At 65.2% G+C, this 17,357-nt stretch carries 13 protein-coding genes; 8 read left to right on the forward strand and 5 right to left on the reverse strand.

Annotated elements, in window-relative coordinates; genetic code table 11:
• The first annotated feature begins 24 nt into the window (after window positions 1-24).
• From VSR71_RS02795 to VSR71_RS02810, 4 genes are all read left to right on the forward strand, one after another.
• Window positions 25-3,261, forward strand: a complete 3,237-nt coding sequence (locus VSR71_RS02795) for an efflux RND transporter permease subunit (protein WP_342912399.1) — start codon at window positions 25-27, stop codon at window positions 3,259-3,261.
• Window positions 3,262-3,375: 114 nt separating this feature from the next.
• The gene (locus VSR71_RS02800) at window positions 3,376-4,029 is read left to right on the forward strand and encodes a protein-L-isoaspartate O-methyltransferase family protein (RefSeq protein ID WP_133092447.1); all 654 of its coding nucleotides are present in this window, start codon (window positions 3,376-3,378) and stop codon (window positions 4,027-4,029) included.
• 13 nt (window positions 4,030-4,042) lie between these two features.
• Complete coding sequence (locus tag VSR71_RS02805) at window positions 4,043-4,366, forward strand: rhodanese-like domain-containing protein (RefSeq protein ID WP_116317890.1); 324 nt, start codon at window positions 4,043-4,045, stop codon at window positions 4,364-4,366.
• Between the two features lie 114 nt (window positions 4,367-4,480).
• Entirely contained in the window at window positions 4,481-5,977 is a 1,497-nt protein-coding gene (locus VSR71_RS02810; RefSeq protein WP_342912400.1) for a TolC family outer membrane protein, read from the forward strand.
• A 215-nt stretch (window positions 5,978-6,192) separates the two neighbouring features.
• Here VSR71_RS02810 and VSR71_RS02815 read toward each other — a convergent pair whose 3' ends face one another.
• On the reverse strand, window positions 6,193-7,032 hold the full coding sequence (locus VSR71_RS02815) for an META and DUF4377 domain-containing protein (RefSeq protein WP_342912401.1): 840 nt from the start codon (window positions 7,030-7,032) through the stop codon (window positions 6,193-6,195).
• Window positions 7,033-7,343: 311 nt separating this feature from the next.
• Here VSR71_RS02815 and VSR71_RS02820 point away from each other — a divergent pair, with 311 nt between their 5' ends.
• Window positions 7,344-8,411, forward strand: coding sequence for a glycosyltransferase family 4 protein (locus VSR71_RS02820; RefSeq protein ID WP_342912676.1), 1,068 nt, complete (start codon window positions 7,344-7,346; stop codon window positions 8,409-8,411).
• On the opposite strand, the gene waaA is transcribed toward VSR71_RS02820, so the two are convergent.
• The 3 genes from waaA to VSR71_RS02835 are packed head-to-tail and all read right to left on the reverse strand — an operon-like array spanning window position 8,408 to window position 12,184.
• Window positions 8,408-9,697, reverse strand: a complete 1,290-nt coding sequence (gene waaA, locus VSR71_RS02825) for a lipid IV(A) 3-deoxy-D-manno-octulosonic acid transferase (protein ID WP_342912402.1) — start codon at window positions 9,695-9,697, stop codon at window positions 8,408-8,410. The two genes, VSR71_RS02820 and waaA, sit on opposite strands and share 4 nt — an antisense overlap.
• Window positions 9,697-10,818 carry a lipopolysaccharide heptosyltransferase I gene (gene waaC / locus VSR71_RS02830; protein ID WP_342912403.1) on the reverse strand — a complete coding sequence of 374 codons (1,122 nt, stop codon included), beginning with the start codon at window positions 10,816-10,818 and terminating at the stop codon, window positions 9,697-9,699. The genes waaA and waaC overlap by 1 nt, the downstream gene beginning before the upstream one ends.
• Window positions 10,799-12,184, reverse strand: coding sequence for a phosphomannomutase/phosphoglucomutase (locus tag VSR71_RS02835; protein ID WP_342912404.1), 1,386 nt, complete (start codon window positions 12,182-12,184; stop codon window positions 10,799-10,801). The genes waaC and VSR71_RS02835 overlap by 20 nt, the downstream gene beginning before the upstream one ends.
• 482 nt (window positions 12,185-12,666) lie before the next feature.
• On the opposite strand from VSR71_RS02835, the gene VSR71_RS02840 reads away from it, so the two are divergent.
• The 3 genes from VSR71_RS02840 to VSR71_RS02850 are packed head-to-tail and all read left to right on the forward strand — an operon-like array spanning window position 12,667 to window position 16,321.
• Entirely contained in the window at window positions 12,667-13,902 is a 1,236-nt protein-coding gene (locus tag VSR71_RS02840; protein ID WP_342912405.1) for a sugar transferase, read from the forward strand.
• The gene (locus tag VSR71_RS02845; protein ID WP_342912406.1) at window positions 13,899-15,068 is read left to right on the forward strand and encodes a glycosyltransferase; all 1,170 of its coding nucleotides are present in this window, start codon (window positions 13,899-13,901) and stop codon (window positions 15,066-15,068) included. The genes VSR71_RS02840 and VSR71_RS02845 overlap by 4 nt, the downstream gene beginning before the upstream one ends.
• Entirely contained in the window at window positions 15,053-16,321 is a 1,269-nt protein-coding gene (locus VSR71_RS02850; protein ID WP_342912407.1) for an oligosaccharide flippase family protein, read from the forward strand. The genes VSR71_RS02845 and VSR71_RS02850 overlap by 16 nt, the downstream gene beginning before the upstream one ends.
• Here VSR71_RS02850 and VSR71_RS02855 read toward each other — a convergent pair.
• Window positions 16,287-17,351: an MraY family glycosyltransferase gene (locus tag VSR71_RS02855; protein WP_342912408.1), complete on the reverse strand. Its 1,065-nt coding sequence runs from the start codon at window positions 17,349-17,351 to the stop codon at window positions 16,287-16,289. The two genes, VSR71_RS02850 and VSR71_RS02855, sit on opposite strands and share 35 nt — an antisense overlap.
• Between the last annotated feature and the right edge of the window lie 6 nt (window positions 17,352-17,357).

Here is a 17,357-nt window from a genome sequence, read left to right on the forward strand (position 1 = left end):
TCACGCACGAATCGGAACGCGCCCATGTGGTTCACTCGCCTGTCCATTCGCAACCCCGTGCTGGCCACCATGATGATGATGGCCTTCATCGTGGTCGGGCTGTTCTCCTACCAGCGCCTGCCGGTCGACCAGTTTCCCGACATCACCTTCCCGGTGGTCGTGGTGCAGACCGAATACCCGGGCGCCGCGCCGGAGTCGGTGGAATCCGACGTCACGCGCAAGGTCGAGGAGATCGTCAACACCATCTCCGGCATCGATGAAATCTTCTCGCACTCCTACCAGGGCACCTCGGTCGTCGTCATCAAGTTCGACTTGAGCGTCGATGTCGGCCAGGCCGCGCAGGACGTGCGCGACAAGATCGCGCTGATCCGGCCGCAGTTCCGCGACGAGGTCAAGGACCCGCGCGTGCTGCGCTACGACCCGTCCGACGCGCCGATCTTCTACCTGTCGGTGTCCAATGCCCCGGGCGCCAACCGCAGCCAGCGCGAGCTGACCACCATCGCCGACCAGATCGTGCGCAAGCGGCTGGAGACGGTGCGCGGCGTGGGCGCGATCAATATCGTCGGCGGCACCAAGCGCGAGGTCGAGATCCGCATCCGCCCCGCGCAGCTGGAGGCGCTGGGCATCGGCGTCGACCAGGTGATGAACGCGATCCGCAACGAGAACCAGGAGCTGCCGGCGGGCGAACTGCGGTCCTCGTCCACCGAGACCGTGGTGCAGATCAAGGGCCGCGTGCCTACGCCCGACGCCTTCCGCCAGATCATCGTGGCGCGCCGCGCCGGCCAGCCGGTCACGCTGGGCGAGATCGCCGACGTACGCGACGGGCAGGAAGAACAGGAAAGCCTGGCGCTGCTCGACGGCAAGCGAGCGCTGTTCCTGTCGGTGGTGAAGGCGCAGGGCCAGAACACCGTCGATACCGTCGACGGCCTGGTGCGCATGACCGACGAGGTACGCAAGCTGGTGCCCGCCGGCGTGCAGCTCAACGTCGTCAACGACACCGCGCGCGGCATCCGCAGCAGCGTGAAGGAGGTGCGTTCCACGCTGCTGGAAGGCGCGTTCCTGACCGTGGCGATCGTGTTCCTGTTCCTGGGCTCGTGGCGCAGCACCGTCATCACCGGACTGACGCTGCCGATCGCGCTGATCGGCACCTTCGGCGTGATGTATATGTGCGGCTTCACGCTCAACGTGATCACGCTGATGGCGCTGTCGCTGTGCGTGGGCCTGCTGATCGACGATGCCATCGTGGTGCGCGAGAACATCGTGCGCCACAACCTGATGGGCAAGGACCACCGCAGCGCGGCGCTGGACGGCACCAACGAGATCGGGCTGGCGGTGCTGGCCACCACCTTCTCGATCGTGGCGGTGTTCCTGCCCGTGGGCTTCATGGGCGGGATCATCGGGCGCTTCTTCCACCAGTTCGGTATCACTGTGGTAGCGGCAGTGCTGATCTCGATGTTCGTGTCATTCACGCTCGACCCGATGCTGTCCTCCGTATGGCACGACCCGGACCTGCACGGCACCGGCAACAAGAAGAGCTGGTATGGGCGCACCATCGGCCGGATGCTGGACTGGTTCTCGGCCCGCATGGACCGCCTCGGCAACGGCTATGCAGCCATGCTGGGCTGGGCGCTGAAGCACCGGCTGGCAACCGCGATCATCGCGGCGGTGACCTTCTTCGGCAGCTTTGCGCTGGTGCCGCTGATCGGCACGGAATTCGTGCCCAATGCCGACCTGGGCGAGACGCAGGTCGGCTTTACCACGCCGGTGGGCACGTCGATCGAAGTGACCGAGGCCAAGGTGCGGCAGGTGGAAGCCGCGCTGAAGTCCTTCCCGGAAGTCGCCTACACCTACGCCACCATCAACTCGGGCAATGCATCGGGCCGCAACAACGCGCTGGTCTCGGTGCGGCTGACCGAGCGGCGCGCGCGCAAGCTCTCGACCGCGCAGCTCAACCCGCTGATCCGCGAGCGGCTGGCGGGCATCGCGGGCATCACGCTGACCATGGTCGGCATGCCCGATGGCGCCGGCGGCCAGAAGGCGATCCAGGTTTCGATCCAGGGCGATGACCTCAACGAACTGCGCCGGCTGTCGCAGGAAGCCGGCAAGCGCATGCGGGCGGTCTCCGGGCTGGCCGACCTCGATTCGAGCATGAAGGACGACCGCCCCACCATCGAGATCCGCATCCGCCGCGAGCTGGCCTCCGACCTGGGCGTGGGCGTGGCGCAGATCGGCAACGCGCTGCGCCCGCTGCTGGCGGGCGACGCGATCAGCTCCTGGCGCGCGCCCGATGACGAGAACTACGACGTGCGCGTGCGCCTGCCCAGGGACGCGCGCACCGGCATGGCCGACCTGAGCGCGCTGATGATCGCCAGCAGCCAGACCAACGCCGATGGCTCGCCGAAGATGGTGCCGCTGCGCCAGATTGCAGAGCTGGTGCCGACCACCGGCGCCAACCAGATCAGCCGGCGCGACCTGAACCGCGAGGTCGAGCTGACCGCCAACGTCGCCGGCCGCTCCGCCGGCGAGGTGGCGCGCGACGTCAAGGCCACACTGGACGGCATGAACTGGCCGGCGGGCTACAAGTACCGTTTTGGCGGCTCGACCAAGTCGATGAACGAGTCCTTCGGCTACGCCGTGTCGGCGCTGGCGCTGGCGGTGATCTTCATCTACATGATCCTGGCCTCCCAGTTCGCCAGCTTCTTCCAGCCGATCGCGATCATGACCTCGCTGCCGCTGACGCTGGTGGGAGTGTTCGCCGCGCTGCTCCTGTTCCGCTCGACGCTGAACATGTTCTCGATCATCGGCTTCATCATGCTGATGGGGCTGGTGACCAAGAATGCGATTCTGCTGGTCGACTTTGCCAACCAGGCCCGGCAAGGCCATGTAGATGGCGCCGATGGCCGCCAGCCGTTGTCGCGCGAGGCCGCGCTGGTCGAAGCCGCGCGCGTGCGCCTGCGCCCGATCCTGATGACCACGCTGGCGATGATCTTCGGCATGGTGCCGCTGGCCTTCAGCCTGGGCGAAGGCGCCGAGCAACGCGCGCCGATGGGCCAGACGGTGATCGGCGGGATCATTACCTCGTCGATCCTGACGCTGGTGGTGGTGCCTGTGATCTATACGTATCTTGACGATTTCGGCGCGTGGCTGCGCCGGCTGTGGCAAGGCAAGGCGGCCGCGCCGTCACCGACCCACGTCGCGGCCGCCGCCACCCGCCCGGCCGCACAGGAATTGCCGCGGCCAACGGAGGCCAGCGCGGAATGAACCGGACGACTCCCGCAGGGTTAAAATAACGGGTTAGACAAGACTGTCCGGCCGTGGGCACCGCGCGGCCGGCGCACAGAACGACAGCGGTTGGCCTTGGTAAGGAATGGCAAGATGGATCTCGAAAAAGCCCGATTCAACATGATCGAACAGCAAATCCGCCCGTGGGACGTGCTGGACCAGGAAATCCTGGACCTGCTGGCGGTGGTCAAGCGGGAGCAGTTCGTCCCGGCCGCGTACGCCTCGCTGGCGTTCGTCGACATGGAGATTCCGCTGCCCGCCGGGCAGAACATGCTGCCGCCGCGGGTCGAAGCGCGCATCCTGCAGGACCTGGCCGTGCGCAAGCATGAAAACGTGCTGGAAATCGGCGCTGGCTCGGGCTACATGGCCGCCCTGCTGGCCAACCGCGCGCGCCACGTGCTGACCGTGGACATCGTGCCCGAGCTGGTCGAGCTCGCCCGCACCAACCTGGCCAACGCCGGCGTCACCAACGTCGACGTCGCCGAAGGCAATGCCGCCGACGGCTGGGCCGCCGCGGCGCCGTACGACGTGATCTGCATCTCGGGCTCGCTGCCGGCGCTGCCGCAGTCGATCCTCTCCCAGGTCAAGGTGGGCGGCCGCATCGCCGCCATCGTGGGCGAACTGCCGGTGATGGAAGCGCGCCTGATCACGCGCGTGTCCGAGACCGAGTACCAGGTCGTCAACCTGTTCGAGACCGCGGTCAAGCCCCTGCAGGGCGCGGCCCGACCGTCGCAGTTCCAGTTCTGAGGACAGTTTCATCATGCAGGTAATCAAGCCGACCGAACTGGCCCAGTGGCTGGCCGATGCCAGCCGCGCCAAACCGGTCCTGCTGGACGTGCGCGAAGGCTGGGAGGTGCAGACCTGCGCCATGCCCGGCATCACCCACATCCCGATGCGCGACATCCCGGCGCGCGCCGCCGAACTGGACGAAGACGCCGACATCGTCTGCATCTGCCACCACGGCATGCGCAGCATGCAGGTGGCGGCGTTCCTGGAGCGCCAGGGCTACGCCAAAGTCTACAACCTCACCGGCGGCGTCGACGCCTGGGCCAGCGAGGTGGACCCGGCGATGCCGAAGTACTAACGCGAACCGACGGCCAGCCCGCGCGGGCCGGCCGCTTTCTCGCGCACCGCAAGCAGCATTCCGAAGAAGAAACGACCGTAGGCCGCGGCCCGCGCCCGGCAACCTGGAGGTGTCATGACGTTTGCGCCCAACGCCCTGTCCGGAGCGATCCGGACACGCCTGGCGATCGCGGTTTCCATGCTTGCCATGCTGCCCGCGGCACCGGCAGGCGCGGCCGACCTGCTGCAGGTCTATCGCGATGCGCAATCCAATGACGCCCAGTTTGCCAGTGCCCGCTCGCAGCTGCTCGCCACGCGCGAGAAGCTGCCGCAGGGCCGCGCCGGGCTGCTGCCGCAGGTCGTCGGCACCGCCGGTGCCAACCGCACCAAGCTCGACCAGACTGCCTCGCTGCCGATCGGCGGCTCGCCCAGCGCTTCGGGCACGCGTTTCTTCAACAACAACAACTGGCAGTTGCAGCTGAGCCAGCCGCTGTTCCGCTGGGACCGCTGGGAAACCTACAAGCAGGGCGAGCTGGCCGCGATGGCGGGCGAAGTCACCTTCCACCAGGCCGAGCTCGACCTGATCACGCGCAGCGCACAGGCTTACTTCGACGTGCTCGCCGCGCAGGACAACCTGTACCTGGCGCGCGCGCAGAAGAAGGCCATCGGCGAGCAGCTGGAACAGGCCAAGCGCAACTTCGAAGTCGGCACCGCCACCATTGTCGACTCCAACGACGCCCAGGCCCGCTATGACCTGGCGACCTCGACCGAGATCGCCGCGCAGAACGACCTGGAGATCAAGCGCGCCACGCTGCAGCAGATCACCGGCAAGCCGGTCGACGAGCTGATGGGCCTGCGCTCCGAGGCACCCATCCCCGGCCCGCAGCCGGCCGACGTCAACGCCTGGGCCGCGCAGGCCGAGACCAGCAACTTGCAGGTCAACCTGGCCGGCTACAACCTGGAAACCGCGCAGCGCGAAACCAACAAGGCCAAGTCCGGGCACCTGCCATCGGTCGATCTGGTGGCGTCGTACGGCTTCAACAACCAGACCGGCAGCGCCACGCAGGCGATCTCTACGCACTACAACGCTTCGCAGATCGGCGTGCAGCTGACCATGCCGATTTTCTCCGGCGGCCAGATCCAGTCGCGCGTACGCGAGACCATCGCGCTGGCGGACAAGGCCGCGAGCGACCTGGAATTCGCGCGCCGCACGGCCGCGCAGACCGCGCGGCAGACCTATTCCGGGGTCTCCAATGGCCTGGCGCAGGTCAAGGCGCTGGAAGCCGCGGAGCGTTCGGCGCAGAGCGCGGTGGAATCCAACCAGCTGGGTTATGAGGTCGGCGTGCGCATCAATATCGATGTGCTGAATGCCGAGGCGCAGCTGTTCTCCACGCGGCGCGACCTGGCCAAGGCGCGCTATGACACCATCATGAACGGCCTGCGGCTGAAGGCGTCGACTGGCGTGCTGCAGGAAGCGGACGTGGTGCAGATCAATACGCTGCTGACTTCGGTGCCGGGGTCCATGTACAAGCTGCCGGTGCCGGGGCAGGCGGGCGGCAAGGCGCCGGCAAAGGCGGCGGCCACCGCAGACCGTCGCGGTGCGCGGCGCGATGGCGGAACGCCGCGCTCCTGATTCCACTGACACGATGCAAACGGGCCGCAATTGCGGCCCGTTTGCTTTGTGGGGGATACCGGCGACAACTTGTTTGCTCCCCTCTCCCGCTTGCGGGAGAGGGGCAGGGGGAGAGGGCAGGCGTATGGCAAGCACGATGACCTCTCACTTCGTTGAGGCGCTGGCCCTCTCCCCCGCCCCTCTCCCATAAATGGGAGAGGGGAGCAAACCAGCAGCTATTGCGCCCGCGTCCGCGACTCCACCTTCAACAACTGCCACCGTATCGACGACGCATCCGCCGGCGGGTTCGGCACCTGGTATTCGCGCACGCGCAGCTTGTACGAAACCCCCTGCTCGAAATCCAGCCCCTCGATCGGCCCATACCAGAGCTGCCACGGCGCGTCCGGCGACTCGCGCCAGCGATAGCACATCATCTTGCCGACGCCCGAACACTCCACGCGCTGCGAATCGATATAGACGATCTTCTCCACGCCGCCCGCCGCAGCGCTCGCGCCACGCCTGCCCACGCCTTCGCGCTCGGCAAACTGCAGCAGGTCGCCGCTGGCGGTCTTCCAGATAACCTGCCGTCCAGTGCTGCCCGCCGACGGCTGCGTGCCGACGGTGGTAAGCGACGCCTGCATCGCCTTGAGCAACGCCGATTCCAGTTCCATGCGCGGCGGCGGGCAGGCCATGCGCGTGCCGGCGACGCGATCGAAACGCACGCCGGTGTCCGTCTTGCCGTAGCTGCCGGTAAAGCGGTTGCAGCCGCTGGTGCCGCTGACAGTGCCCTGCGCGGCATCGATGCCATCGCTGAACTCGAAGATGACGGGCTCGCCGTTATCGCCATGCGGGATCTCGCGCAGCGTGCCGTCGGCCTGCTGCCAGCGCACCAGTTCCCAGCGGCTGGGACCGGACGGCTGCGTCTGGTTGAGGTTGGCGCCGGCGCTGGGCAGCCCTGGGGCAGGCGCGGTGGCGCAGGCGGCAAGTGTGGCGGCGGCCGCGAGCGCAATGGCCGCGCTGCGCAGGCCGATGCTCCGGCCGACGTTCCGGCATATATCGCGAAGGGGTGTCTGCATTTTCGGAAAGCTCCTGTGACTTGGGCGGGAACGCCGCTGGCAAGCGATTGACGATCGCAGGGCAGCGTCCGCGCTTCATGCTGGCTTAGAGCCTGGCGGATTCATGCAAGTTTCAGCATTGCCGGCTGCACAATGCTGCCGTCTAGTGTAACGTGCGCCCCATGTCTCGCCGCGGCCGGATGCCGGGCGCGGCCCTTCATGTCTCCGAGTACCTCAATACAACTCGGCTCGCGCTGATCGCCTTGCTCACCACCACGCATATCCCGCCTTCCGGCCGCAACATCTGCTTCCTGACCGGCACGCTGAACGCCATGGCCGGCGCCGAACGCATGACGGCGACGCTCGCCAATGCGCTGGCCGCGCTCGGCCATAACGTGACCATTCTGAGCCTGTGGGACCAGGACAGCCAGTTCGCGCTCGACCCGCGCATCCGGCATGAAGCGCTGTTTGCGCAACGGCCTTCGTTCAAGCGGGCTTACCTGGCCACCGTGGCGGGCATCCGCCGCCATTGCCTTGCGCACCGGACCGAAGTGCTGGTGCAGGTCGACACCATGCTCGCGCTGTTCGTGCTGCCCGCCACCGCTGGCCTGGGCCTGCACCATATCGCCTGGGAGCATTGCCACTTCGACGAGGACCTCGGCAAGCCGGCGCGCAAACTGGCGCGGCGGCTCGCGGCACGCTTCTGCCGGCAGGTCGTGGTGTTGACGGAACGGGATCGCCAGCGCTGGCGCGAAGCACTGCGGCCGCGCAGCGATATCGTCTGCCTGCCAAACCCACTGCCATTCCCGATGCCGCCGGAACCCGCGCCGCGCACGCAGCAAACCGTGCTCGCCATGGGCCGGCTGGTTGCGGCCAAGGGGTTCGACGTGCTGCTGCATGCCTGGCAGCAGGTCGCCGCGCAGGCGCCGGGATGGCAATTGCTGATCCACGGCGAGGGCGAGGAACGCCCTGCCCTGTCCGCGCTGATCGTTGAGTTAGGGTTGCAGGACCGCGTCAGCATGCCGGGTATCTGCCACGATCCGGAGCAGGCGTACGGGCGTGCGTCGGTGTTCTGCCTGAGTTCGCGATACGAAGGCTTCGGGCTGGTGCTGATTGAAGCCATGGCGTTTGGCCTGCCCATCGTCTCGACCGATTGCGAGACCGGCCCGCGCGAACTGCTTGCGCCCGGGCACGACGCGCTGGTGGTCGCGACAGGCAATGTGGATGCGCTTGCGCAAGCGCTGCTGACCGTGATCCGCGAGCCGGCGACTGCCGCCCGGCTTGCCGACGCCGGGCGCCGCAAGGCCGCCGGCTTTGCGCTCGAACGGATCGCGCTGCAGTGGGATGCGCTGGTCAGGACGCCATCGGCTGCGGCGGTGCAACCCCGACCTGGCCGCTAGTGTTCCAGTGCTGGCGCCAGCGCCGCCAGCGTGCGCACGGTCGCACCGCGATGCAGCCCGGCGAAGGTCTGCGCATGCGCCCGCATATCCGCCAGCCGCGCGCGGTCCGCCAGCACGCTGCCAGCAGTGCGCACCAGTTCATCCGCATTGTCGACGCGCAGGCACGCGCCCGCGGCAATGGCATCTTCGGTCGCCTGCGCAAAGTTGAAGGTATGCGGACCGATCAGCACCGGCGTGCCGACCGCGCACGCCTCGATCAGGTTCTGTCCGCCCAGTGGCAGCAGGCTGCCGCCGATAAAGGCGAGGTCCGACGCGGCAAAGTACATCGCCATTTCGCCCATCGAATCGCCCAGCAGGATATCCGCGTCCACTGATACCGTCTCGCCGTCGAGATTTAGCGCACTGCGGCGCGCCACCGAGAACCCCGCGCGCCCGGCCATCGCCGCCACTTCATCGAAGCGCTGCGGATGGCGCGGGATCAGCAGCAACGCCGGGCGCGGCACGTCGCCGGCCAGCGCCCGCCAGCGCGAGAAGGCGTCGAGCAGCAGCGGCTCCTCGCCTTCGCGGGTACTGGCGGCGGCCAGCACCTGGCGCCCATTGAAGGCCTTGCGCAGCCGCTCGCCCAGCGCCATGCCCGCCGGCGGCGGCTGCATGTCGAACTTGAGGTTGCCCGTGATCTGCACCGCCGGCACGCCCAGCGCGCGGAAGCGCTCGGCATCGCCAGCAGTCTGCGCCAGCACACCCGCGAAGTCGCGGTACATCGCCGAAGCCGCGCGCCCGAAGCGCGCCGTGCGCCGGAAGCTGCGCGGCGACAGGCGCGCATTGACCAGGTACAACGGCACGCCCGCCTTGCGCGCGCCGCGCACCACGTTGGGCCACACCTCGGTTTCCATCAGCATCCCCGCCTCGGGCCGGAAATACCGCAAAAACCGCCGCACCAGCCATGGCAGGTCGTACGGCAGGTAGCACTGCAGGATGCGCGGCTCGTTGCCGAACAACTGCGCGCCGGTCTGGCGCCCGGTCGGCGTCATGTGCGTCAGCAGCAGGCGGTGGTGCGGATAGGCGCCGAGCAAGGACTCGATCAGCGGCTGCGCGGCACGGGTCTCGCCAACGGACACGGCGTGGACCCACAGCCACGGCCCCTGGTTCGGCAGGCTGCCATAGACGCCCAGCCGCTCGCCGACATGGTGCAGGTAGCCGGGCTCCTTGCGCGCGCGCCATGCCAGCCGCAACAGCGCCAGCGGCAGCACCGCCACCCACAACAAGCTATAGATCAGGCGCAGCATCAGGCAGGGACCCCGCGCACGCAGCAGGCGGCCTCGTAGACTTCATCGACCGATGGCACCATGCCGTCGTCGCCGACGTTGGCGATGCGCTCGGACCAGTACCCTTCGGTCTTCCAGCGCCACGTGGCGGTATAGATTTCCACCGTCGGCCGGCACAAGGCCGCCGCGATATGGACCAGGCCAGTATCGACCCCGATCACCACTTCGGCACGGTTGATCAGGCCAAAGCCCTGCATCACCGAGAACTTCGGCAATACCCGGGCCTGCGGCACGCCAGCGGCAATCTCTTCGGCGGCCTGGCGCTCCTTGTCGTTGCCCCAGGGCAGCACCATGGTCAACCCTTCGGCGGCCAGGCGGTTGCCCAGCGCGTGCCAGTTCCGCACCGCCCATTTCTTGCGCGCCCCCGCCGTCGCGTGGAAGCAGACGGCATAGCGGGCCGGCAAGTCCGCCCACAACGGGTCATCGACATGCAGCGACTGCGCCGCCGGCCCGAAAAACCGTGGCGGCTCCGACGGCGCGATCCCTGTTAGCGCCGAGCCCAGCAGTCGCGAGCGCTGCACCGAATGGGTCTGGCGCGGCACGCGCACCGCGTCCGTGTACAACAGGCGCGCCGCCGGCTCATAGCCCGAGCCCTGTGTCGCATTACCCAAGCCGATGATCGGTGCACCCGGCGCGCGGGTCGCCACGCGCGCCACCACCGCGGTCTTGAGCAGGCCCTGGCTTTCGATCACGGCGTCGTAGCGCTCCTGGCGCAAGCCGTCGCGCACGGCACCGATCTCCTGCCAGGTCGCGCCCTGCAGGATGCGCTTGCGCCAGCGCCGCAGCGCGAACGGGATCACCCGTCGCACCTCGGGCAACAGGCGCACCAAGTCCACATAGCCCTCTTCCACCACCCAGTCGATCTCGGCACCGGGCCAGCGCGCGCGCAGGTCGTGCACCAGCGGCATGTTGTGCACAACGTCGCCGAGCGACGACACCTTGACCAGCAGGATGCGCGGCCGCTCCGGGAGCGTGAACGGCACCGCGGCCGGCATGGGCTGCGCCACGCCGGCCGCGCCGACGGCATCCGAAGCCGGCGATGCCGGCGGCACCGCCGTGCGCTCAGAACGGGAGTTGAGCATCCGGTTTCTCGGCCAGGATCACACGCTTGAACTCGGCCTGGATGCGCGCCAGTGCGGCGTCGTTGTCCGCCTCGAAACGCATCACCACCACCGGCGTGGTGTTAGACGGACGCGCCAAGCCGAAGCCATCCGCGTATTCCACGCGCACGCCATCGATCTTGTTCACCTCGCGCGCGCCTTCGAACTTCGCGTTCGCCTTGATCTTGTCGAGCAGCGTGAAGGGCTCGCCTTCCGCGCACTTGAGCTGCAGCTCCGGCGTGTTGTTGGCGTTCGGCAGCGCGTTCAGCACCGCGCTCGGATCGGCGTGGCGCGACAGGATCTCCAGCAGGCGAGCGCCCGTGTACAGGCCATCGTCAAAGCCATACCAGCGGTCCTTGAAGAACACGTGGCCGCTCATCTCGCCGGCGATCGGCGCACCTGTTTCCTTCAGCTTCGCCTTCACCAGCGAATGGCCGGTCTTCCACATCAGCGGCTCGCCGCCATGCTCGCGGATCCACGGGGCCAGCTTGCCGGTGCACTTCACGTCGTAAATCACCTGCGCCCCCGGATTGCGCGCAAGGATCTCTTCGGCAAACAGCATCAGCTGGCGGTCCGGGAAGATCACCTGCCCGTCCTTGGTCACCACGCCCAGCCGGTCGCCGTCGCCATCGAAGGCCAGACCCAGCTCGCAGTCGGTCTCGCGCAGGGTCTTCATCAGGTCCTGCAGGTTCTCGATATGCGCCGGATCGGGGTGGTGGTTGGGGAAGTTGCCGTCGACCTCGCAGAACAGTTCGGTCACTTCGCAGCCCAGGCCGCGGAACAGGTCGCCGACGAAGGCGCCGGCAACGCCGTTACCGGCATCAAGGGCGATCTTCATCGGGCGGGCAAGCTTGACGTCGCTGGTGATGCGGTCGAGGTACTTTTGGCGCACATCGACCTGCTTGTAGGTGCCGGCGCCGCTGCTGAAGTTGCCGGCTTCGATGCGCTGGCGCAGGGCCTGGATCTGCTCGCCGTAGATGGCCTGGCCCGCGAGGACCATCTTGAAGCCGTTGTAGTCGGGCGGGTTGTGGCTGCCGGTGACCATGATGCCGGAGGTGGGGCGGACGCCGTCGAGTTCGGTGTTGGTGGCGAAGTAAACCATGGGGGTGGCGACCATGCCGAGGTCGATGACGTCGAGGCCGGCGGCGCGCAGGCCCTCTACCAGGCCAGCGATGAGGTCCGGACCCGAAAGGCGTCCGTCGCGTCCGACGACTACCGTTTTTTCGCCCAATTTGGCGGCTGCCGAACCGAACGAGTGGCCGATCTGGCGTGCAACGTCGCGGGTGAGGGTTGTACCCACGATGCCGCGAATGTCGTAAGCCTTAAAGATAGAAGAATCAATTGGCATGAGTGTTTCGGTAGGGTTGATGTTTGGCATACCTTCAAATCACTGATCTTGCACAGCAGCATTGTGCCTGAAGAGGAAACTGGTCACCGCCCTAAATGTGACACATAAATTACCTACAGCGTTCGTAGCGCCGTCAATGCTCTCTGGCGCACATCAATAGATCGCTTATTGTCCCGCGGTTATAATCCGTGCGCCACGATTGCGGATCAGGCCCAAATGCCCTGCAGGCAGCGCATTGAAAGCCAAAGGCCGTAGCCCTGCACACTTGTACACTGCACATTTTCGATCCTTTTGACGGCAGTCGGGTAGTGAGAGCAAGCAAGAAGTTGCAGCTGCAAAATTTTGTAAATCCGTACAGTGACGCACCCACAACGCGTGTGAATGTGTGGCTAGATTCACTAATGACAAAACCTAATAGCTTTTCCCCTCCTCCACCGACGGTCCGCGCGCGAGGTTCAGAACTCATCAGGCGCTCCAGCCGGATGGTCGGCTGGGCGTTGGTGGGGCTGATCCTACTCGGCCTGGCCATGCTAGCCGTGGAAGGCTTGCGCCAGACCGGCATTGTTACCGTCCTCTTCACTCGCACATTGCTTTGGTCGGGCGCTGCATATCTCTTTGCCCTCACATTGATGCTGCGCTCGCTTCATCTGCCGCCCGTTGAGGGAAACAGCCTGGTTGGCCTGTCGGTAACGCTGGCATTCGTAACCCTGCTGCTATGCTTCGCCGTGCTCCGGCTTGAGTACTCGCGAGTTGCGTTGTTGCTCAGCTATTTTGGCACCCTGGTATGGACGTGGTTTGGCTATCGTCTATTCGTTCGCAACTATGTGCCGGTGTTTGGATACACCGACCCCGCGACGCTCGCGCAGCTCGAGCAGATCCTGAACATGCCGGGCGCGGCCCCGCCAAGCCCAAACCGGTTCGAGCCCATTCATTCCCTGCAGGAGGCCATCGGTTGCGACGCACTGATGGTGGACCGGCATGCCGTTGCCGATCCGGAGCGAACCCGGAAGCTATCGCTCCTTAAGCTCACCCATGTCCGAATGTATTCGGTCGAACGCGTCGGAGAAATGCTTACCGGACGCGTGGGACTGGCGCATATCGATGAAAATTTCCTCGACGACTACGCCAAGCATTACTTCTACGGCTACCTGAAGCGGCTGATGGACATCCTGGCGGTAATGGCAATGGCGCCGCTTGCCCTGCCAGCAAGCGTCCTCGTAGCACTTGCTGTTCGTCTGGAGTCCAAAGGACCTGCTGTATTTCGCCAGATGCGCGTTGGCCTCTTCGGCCGTCCCTTCGTCATGCTCAAGTTCCGGAGCATGACCACCGAAGACGACGCTCCTGCGCAATTCGCCAAAAAGCAGGATCCCCGCGTTACGCGGGTCGGACGCGTCATCCGCAAATACCGGCTCGACGAAATCCCGCAACTATGGAACGTGCTGACCGGTGACATGAGTCTGATCGGGCCACGGCCGGAACAGGTGCCCATGGTCGAGCAGTTTTCGCAGAGCATTCCCTACTACCCGTATCGTCACCTGGTCCGGCCGGGCCTTTCGGGGTGGGCACAAGTCCAGCAAGGCTATGTAGGTACTCACGAAGAGACCGTGACGAAGCTGAGCTACGATCTTTACTATGTGAAGCACTGCTCGTTTGCCCTGGACCTCTTGATCGCGGTCAAGACCTTGCGAACCTTGCTTACCGGATATGGTGCGCGTTGAACCAGCCCGAAACTTCCGCTCAGTTGCCATCCCTGCGTATCTTGCTGGTGACAACCGGCTTGCGCATGGGCGGTGCTGAACAGCAAGTTGCGGCCCTGGCGAAAGAATTCATAGCACGCGGGCATCGTGTCGGCCTGATCAGCCTGACTCCGGATTGCGAAGTCCCAATGCCCCAGGACGTGGAGCGACTTATGCTGGACCTGCGTAAGACGCCCCTGTCGACGGCCAAGGCGCTATGGGCGGCGCGGCGCTTTGCCACGGAATGGCAAGCAGACATCGTGCACTCGCATATGTTCCATGCGAACGTGTTTGCGCGGGCATTGTCGCGCATCAGCTCACTGCCCCCTTTGCTCTGTGCCGCACATAGCTTCTCGGAGGGTGGCCGGCTAAGGATGCTCTGCTATCGCCTCACGGACCGCTGGTGCGCGCTGACGACGCAAGTCAGTGAAGCCAGTCGTGCAGAGATGATTCGTGCAAGAGCCGTCAGCCCTTCCCGCGTGCGGGTAATGTACAACGGCATTGACACAGAGCGCTTTAGGCCGGACCTGTCACTGCGCAACCAGACTCGTGCCCGCCTCGGCATCGATCCGGGCACGCGACTGATCCTGACTATCGGCCGCCTGGCCGCGGAGAAGGCGCAAGTATCCCTGATCGATGCCTTCCATCGAATGGACCGATCCGTCCCGACCCGGCTTTTCATCGCCGGCGATGGACCGGAGCGCACGGCAATCCAGGCGCGAATTGCCGAGTATGGATTGGGCGATGCCGTTACGTTGCTGGGCACAAGGAACGATATCCCGGCCTTGCTCAATGCGGCAGATCTTTTCGTACTCTCGTCTCGCCTTGAGGGGATGCCACTGGTGATAGGCGAGGCGCTGGCATGCGGGCGGCCGGTCGTCGCCACCTCTGCGCCAGGTGTCAAAGAGTTGATGGGAGATATCGGCACCATCGTTCCAATCGGCGATACCGAAGCACTGGCGCGGGCGATGACGCAATCGCTAGCCGCAGAGACGCGCGTGCATGGCCTGGACGAGGTTCGCCGACAACGAATTGCGGCGCATTTCGGGATTACCGCTGCCGCCGACCGCTGGCTGTCGCTCTATCGCGAGTTTTGCGAGAAAGCGCCCGCGCGCGCGCGCAGCACGTCCCCATGCACTGGCGCATAGCGAGCAATGTAGGGTGGATGCTGTTCGACCGTTGTGCGCAAGTCATTGCGGGCATCGGCATCGTGGCGATCCTGGCGCGGACGCTCGGGACGGACGGATTTGCAGCGTTCCAATATGCTCAATCACTGGTTCTCATCGGAGCGTCTGTAGCTCTGGTATGCGGTGGCGAAGTTGTCGTACCCCGGCTTGTGGCGGTAGCGGACGCCGTAGCGCAACATCGACTTCTCGCCCATGTATTCCGGCTTCGCTTGCTGGCCTCATGCTGTGGTTACTTGCTGGTTTGCAGCTTCCTCGCCATTTCTGCGCATGCGCACGATAGCTTGCAACCGGCATTGATCCTCGGCATTGCAATCCTGCTGCGCGAGCCATCTGGCGTCGTGACAGCCTGGACGCAGGCGCACACCCGAACCCGACCCACCGTACTGATCAGCCTCGTCTCCCTGGCTTTGAAGACAGGTGCGGTGATCGCGCTTGCCGCCGCTGGAATCCATGCAGTGGGCGCCTACGCGACTGCATTTGTGCTGGAACCTCTGCTGGCTGCGATCCTGCTCGCCGCGTTCTATCGCGGACATATGCCACGGCATGCCGTCGCATTCGACCGCCAGCTAGCCCGACAACTTTTTCGCGACGGATCGCTGTTCTGGATCAGCTTCATGATGATGATGGCGGCCCGCCGAGTCGATCAGCTGATCTTGCGGCCGCACGTCCCGTCAGCAGAATTTGCATCGTATGCCGCAGCGATGCAGATCGTGGACAACTACACCACCCTCGCCACCATCCTGGCAAGCGGCATCGCGCCGCTCTATGTGTATTCGCGGGATGCCGCTGTGGGCATTCGCAATGTACTGAAGCTTGCAATCTTCAGCACTGTCGTAGGGGCAGCCGGCGCGGCAGTCCTGGTTCTCCTGGCGCCTTGGATCGTCCACCTGTTATACGGCGCGGCCTTTGCCGAGGCCGGTTCGCTGCTGCGTCTGACCGCCCTCGCGTCGCCCTTGATCTTTGCCGACGTCGGGTTCACTGTTCTTGCCGTCTACCTTCGCAGACCTGCATGGATTGCCGTCAAATGGGGCCTTGCATTGCTGGCAACTGTTGCCGTCGATCTGGCGCTGATCCCGCGGTACGGCGCGCTTGGCGCCATCCTTGGCTACACGGCAGGCAACGCACTTGCCATGCTGACCGGTCTGTGGATGTGGCGCCAGGCGCGAAAGCTGCGGGGGACTATCGCGAGCGGAGCCGACGTATCCAGCGGATAACAATCCATGCCCGTTGCATGATCAGCAGGTGCACGCCTGTAAGCACCAGAAAGGCAATAAAGAGGATTGACTCCGGCACGCCCTGCTTCCACGCCACCACGCCGATCAGGCCGAGAAGGAAATTGCCGATCAGAAGGACCCAGACCGCCTGCTTGCTGTTCAGGCCCATACGCAGCAACAGGTGATGCAGGTGGGTACGATCAGCAGCCAACGGGTTCTTGCCCTGGATGGCGCGGCGCAATACGACCGCAAGCAGATCAATCAGGATCAGCCCAACTACCCACAGCATAACCGCCGGCGGCACGGGGCCGCCCGGGTTGTACTCCTTTTGCGAAAGCTCGACGGAGAACCAACTGATGCCATAGCCAAGCATGAGGCTTCCCGCATCGCCCAGGAAAACCAGCCGGCGACGCAAGGGACTTGGCATGTTAAACAACAGGAATCCGGCAATGGCGCCACATACGAGGAGACAGATTCTGTAGGCGCCTGGGTTGCCGATATCGTTCGCCAACCAGGCAAACCAGCCGAAAACGATAAACGAAAGCCCTCCCGCAAGGCCATCCATGCCGTCGGTCATGTTGATGGCATTGACTACGGAAAGAACAGCCAGCAGGGTCAGCGGGATCCCCCAAGCATGCAGGATAACGTCCCGCTTGCTGAGAAGGTCTCCTAGCGAATGCAGGTACACCTCACCCCACGAGGTCATCAGGATGGCCGCGGTGAACTGAAATGCCAGCTTGCTCACTGGCGGAATGCCATTCAGGTCGTCGAACAGTCCAACCAGGGCAAGCAGCGTCAGGCCAACGTAAAGCGGGGTGTACTGATCATAGCCGCGCACAAACATTGCCGTGGATACCCAGATCGCGATCAGGATCGCGATGCCACCGACCAGCGGAGTCGAGCCTTCGTGCCGCTTTCTGCCACCAGGGTGGTCAAGCAACCCGCCGCGTGTTGCCAATGGACGCAGAATCAGTACGGCACCGGCACTCAAAAAGGCCGCGATTGCGGGGAGCCAGAATAGTTCGAACATGAAAAC

This window comes from Cupriavidus oxalaticus (assembly GCF_038900635.1).
GTDB classification, from domain to species: Bacteria; Pseudomonadota; Gammaproteobacteria; order Burkholderiales; family Burkholderiaceae; genus Cupriavidus; species Cupriavidus oxalaticus_B.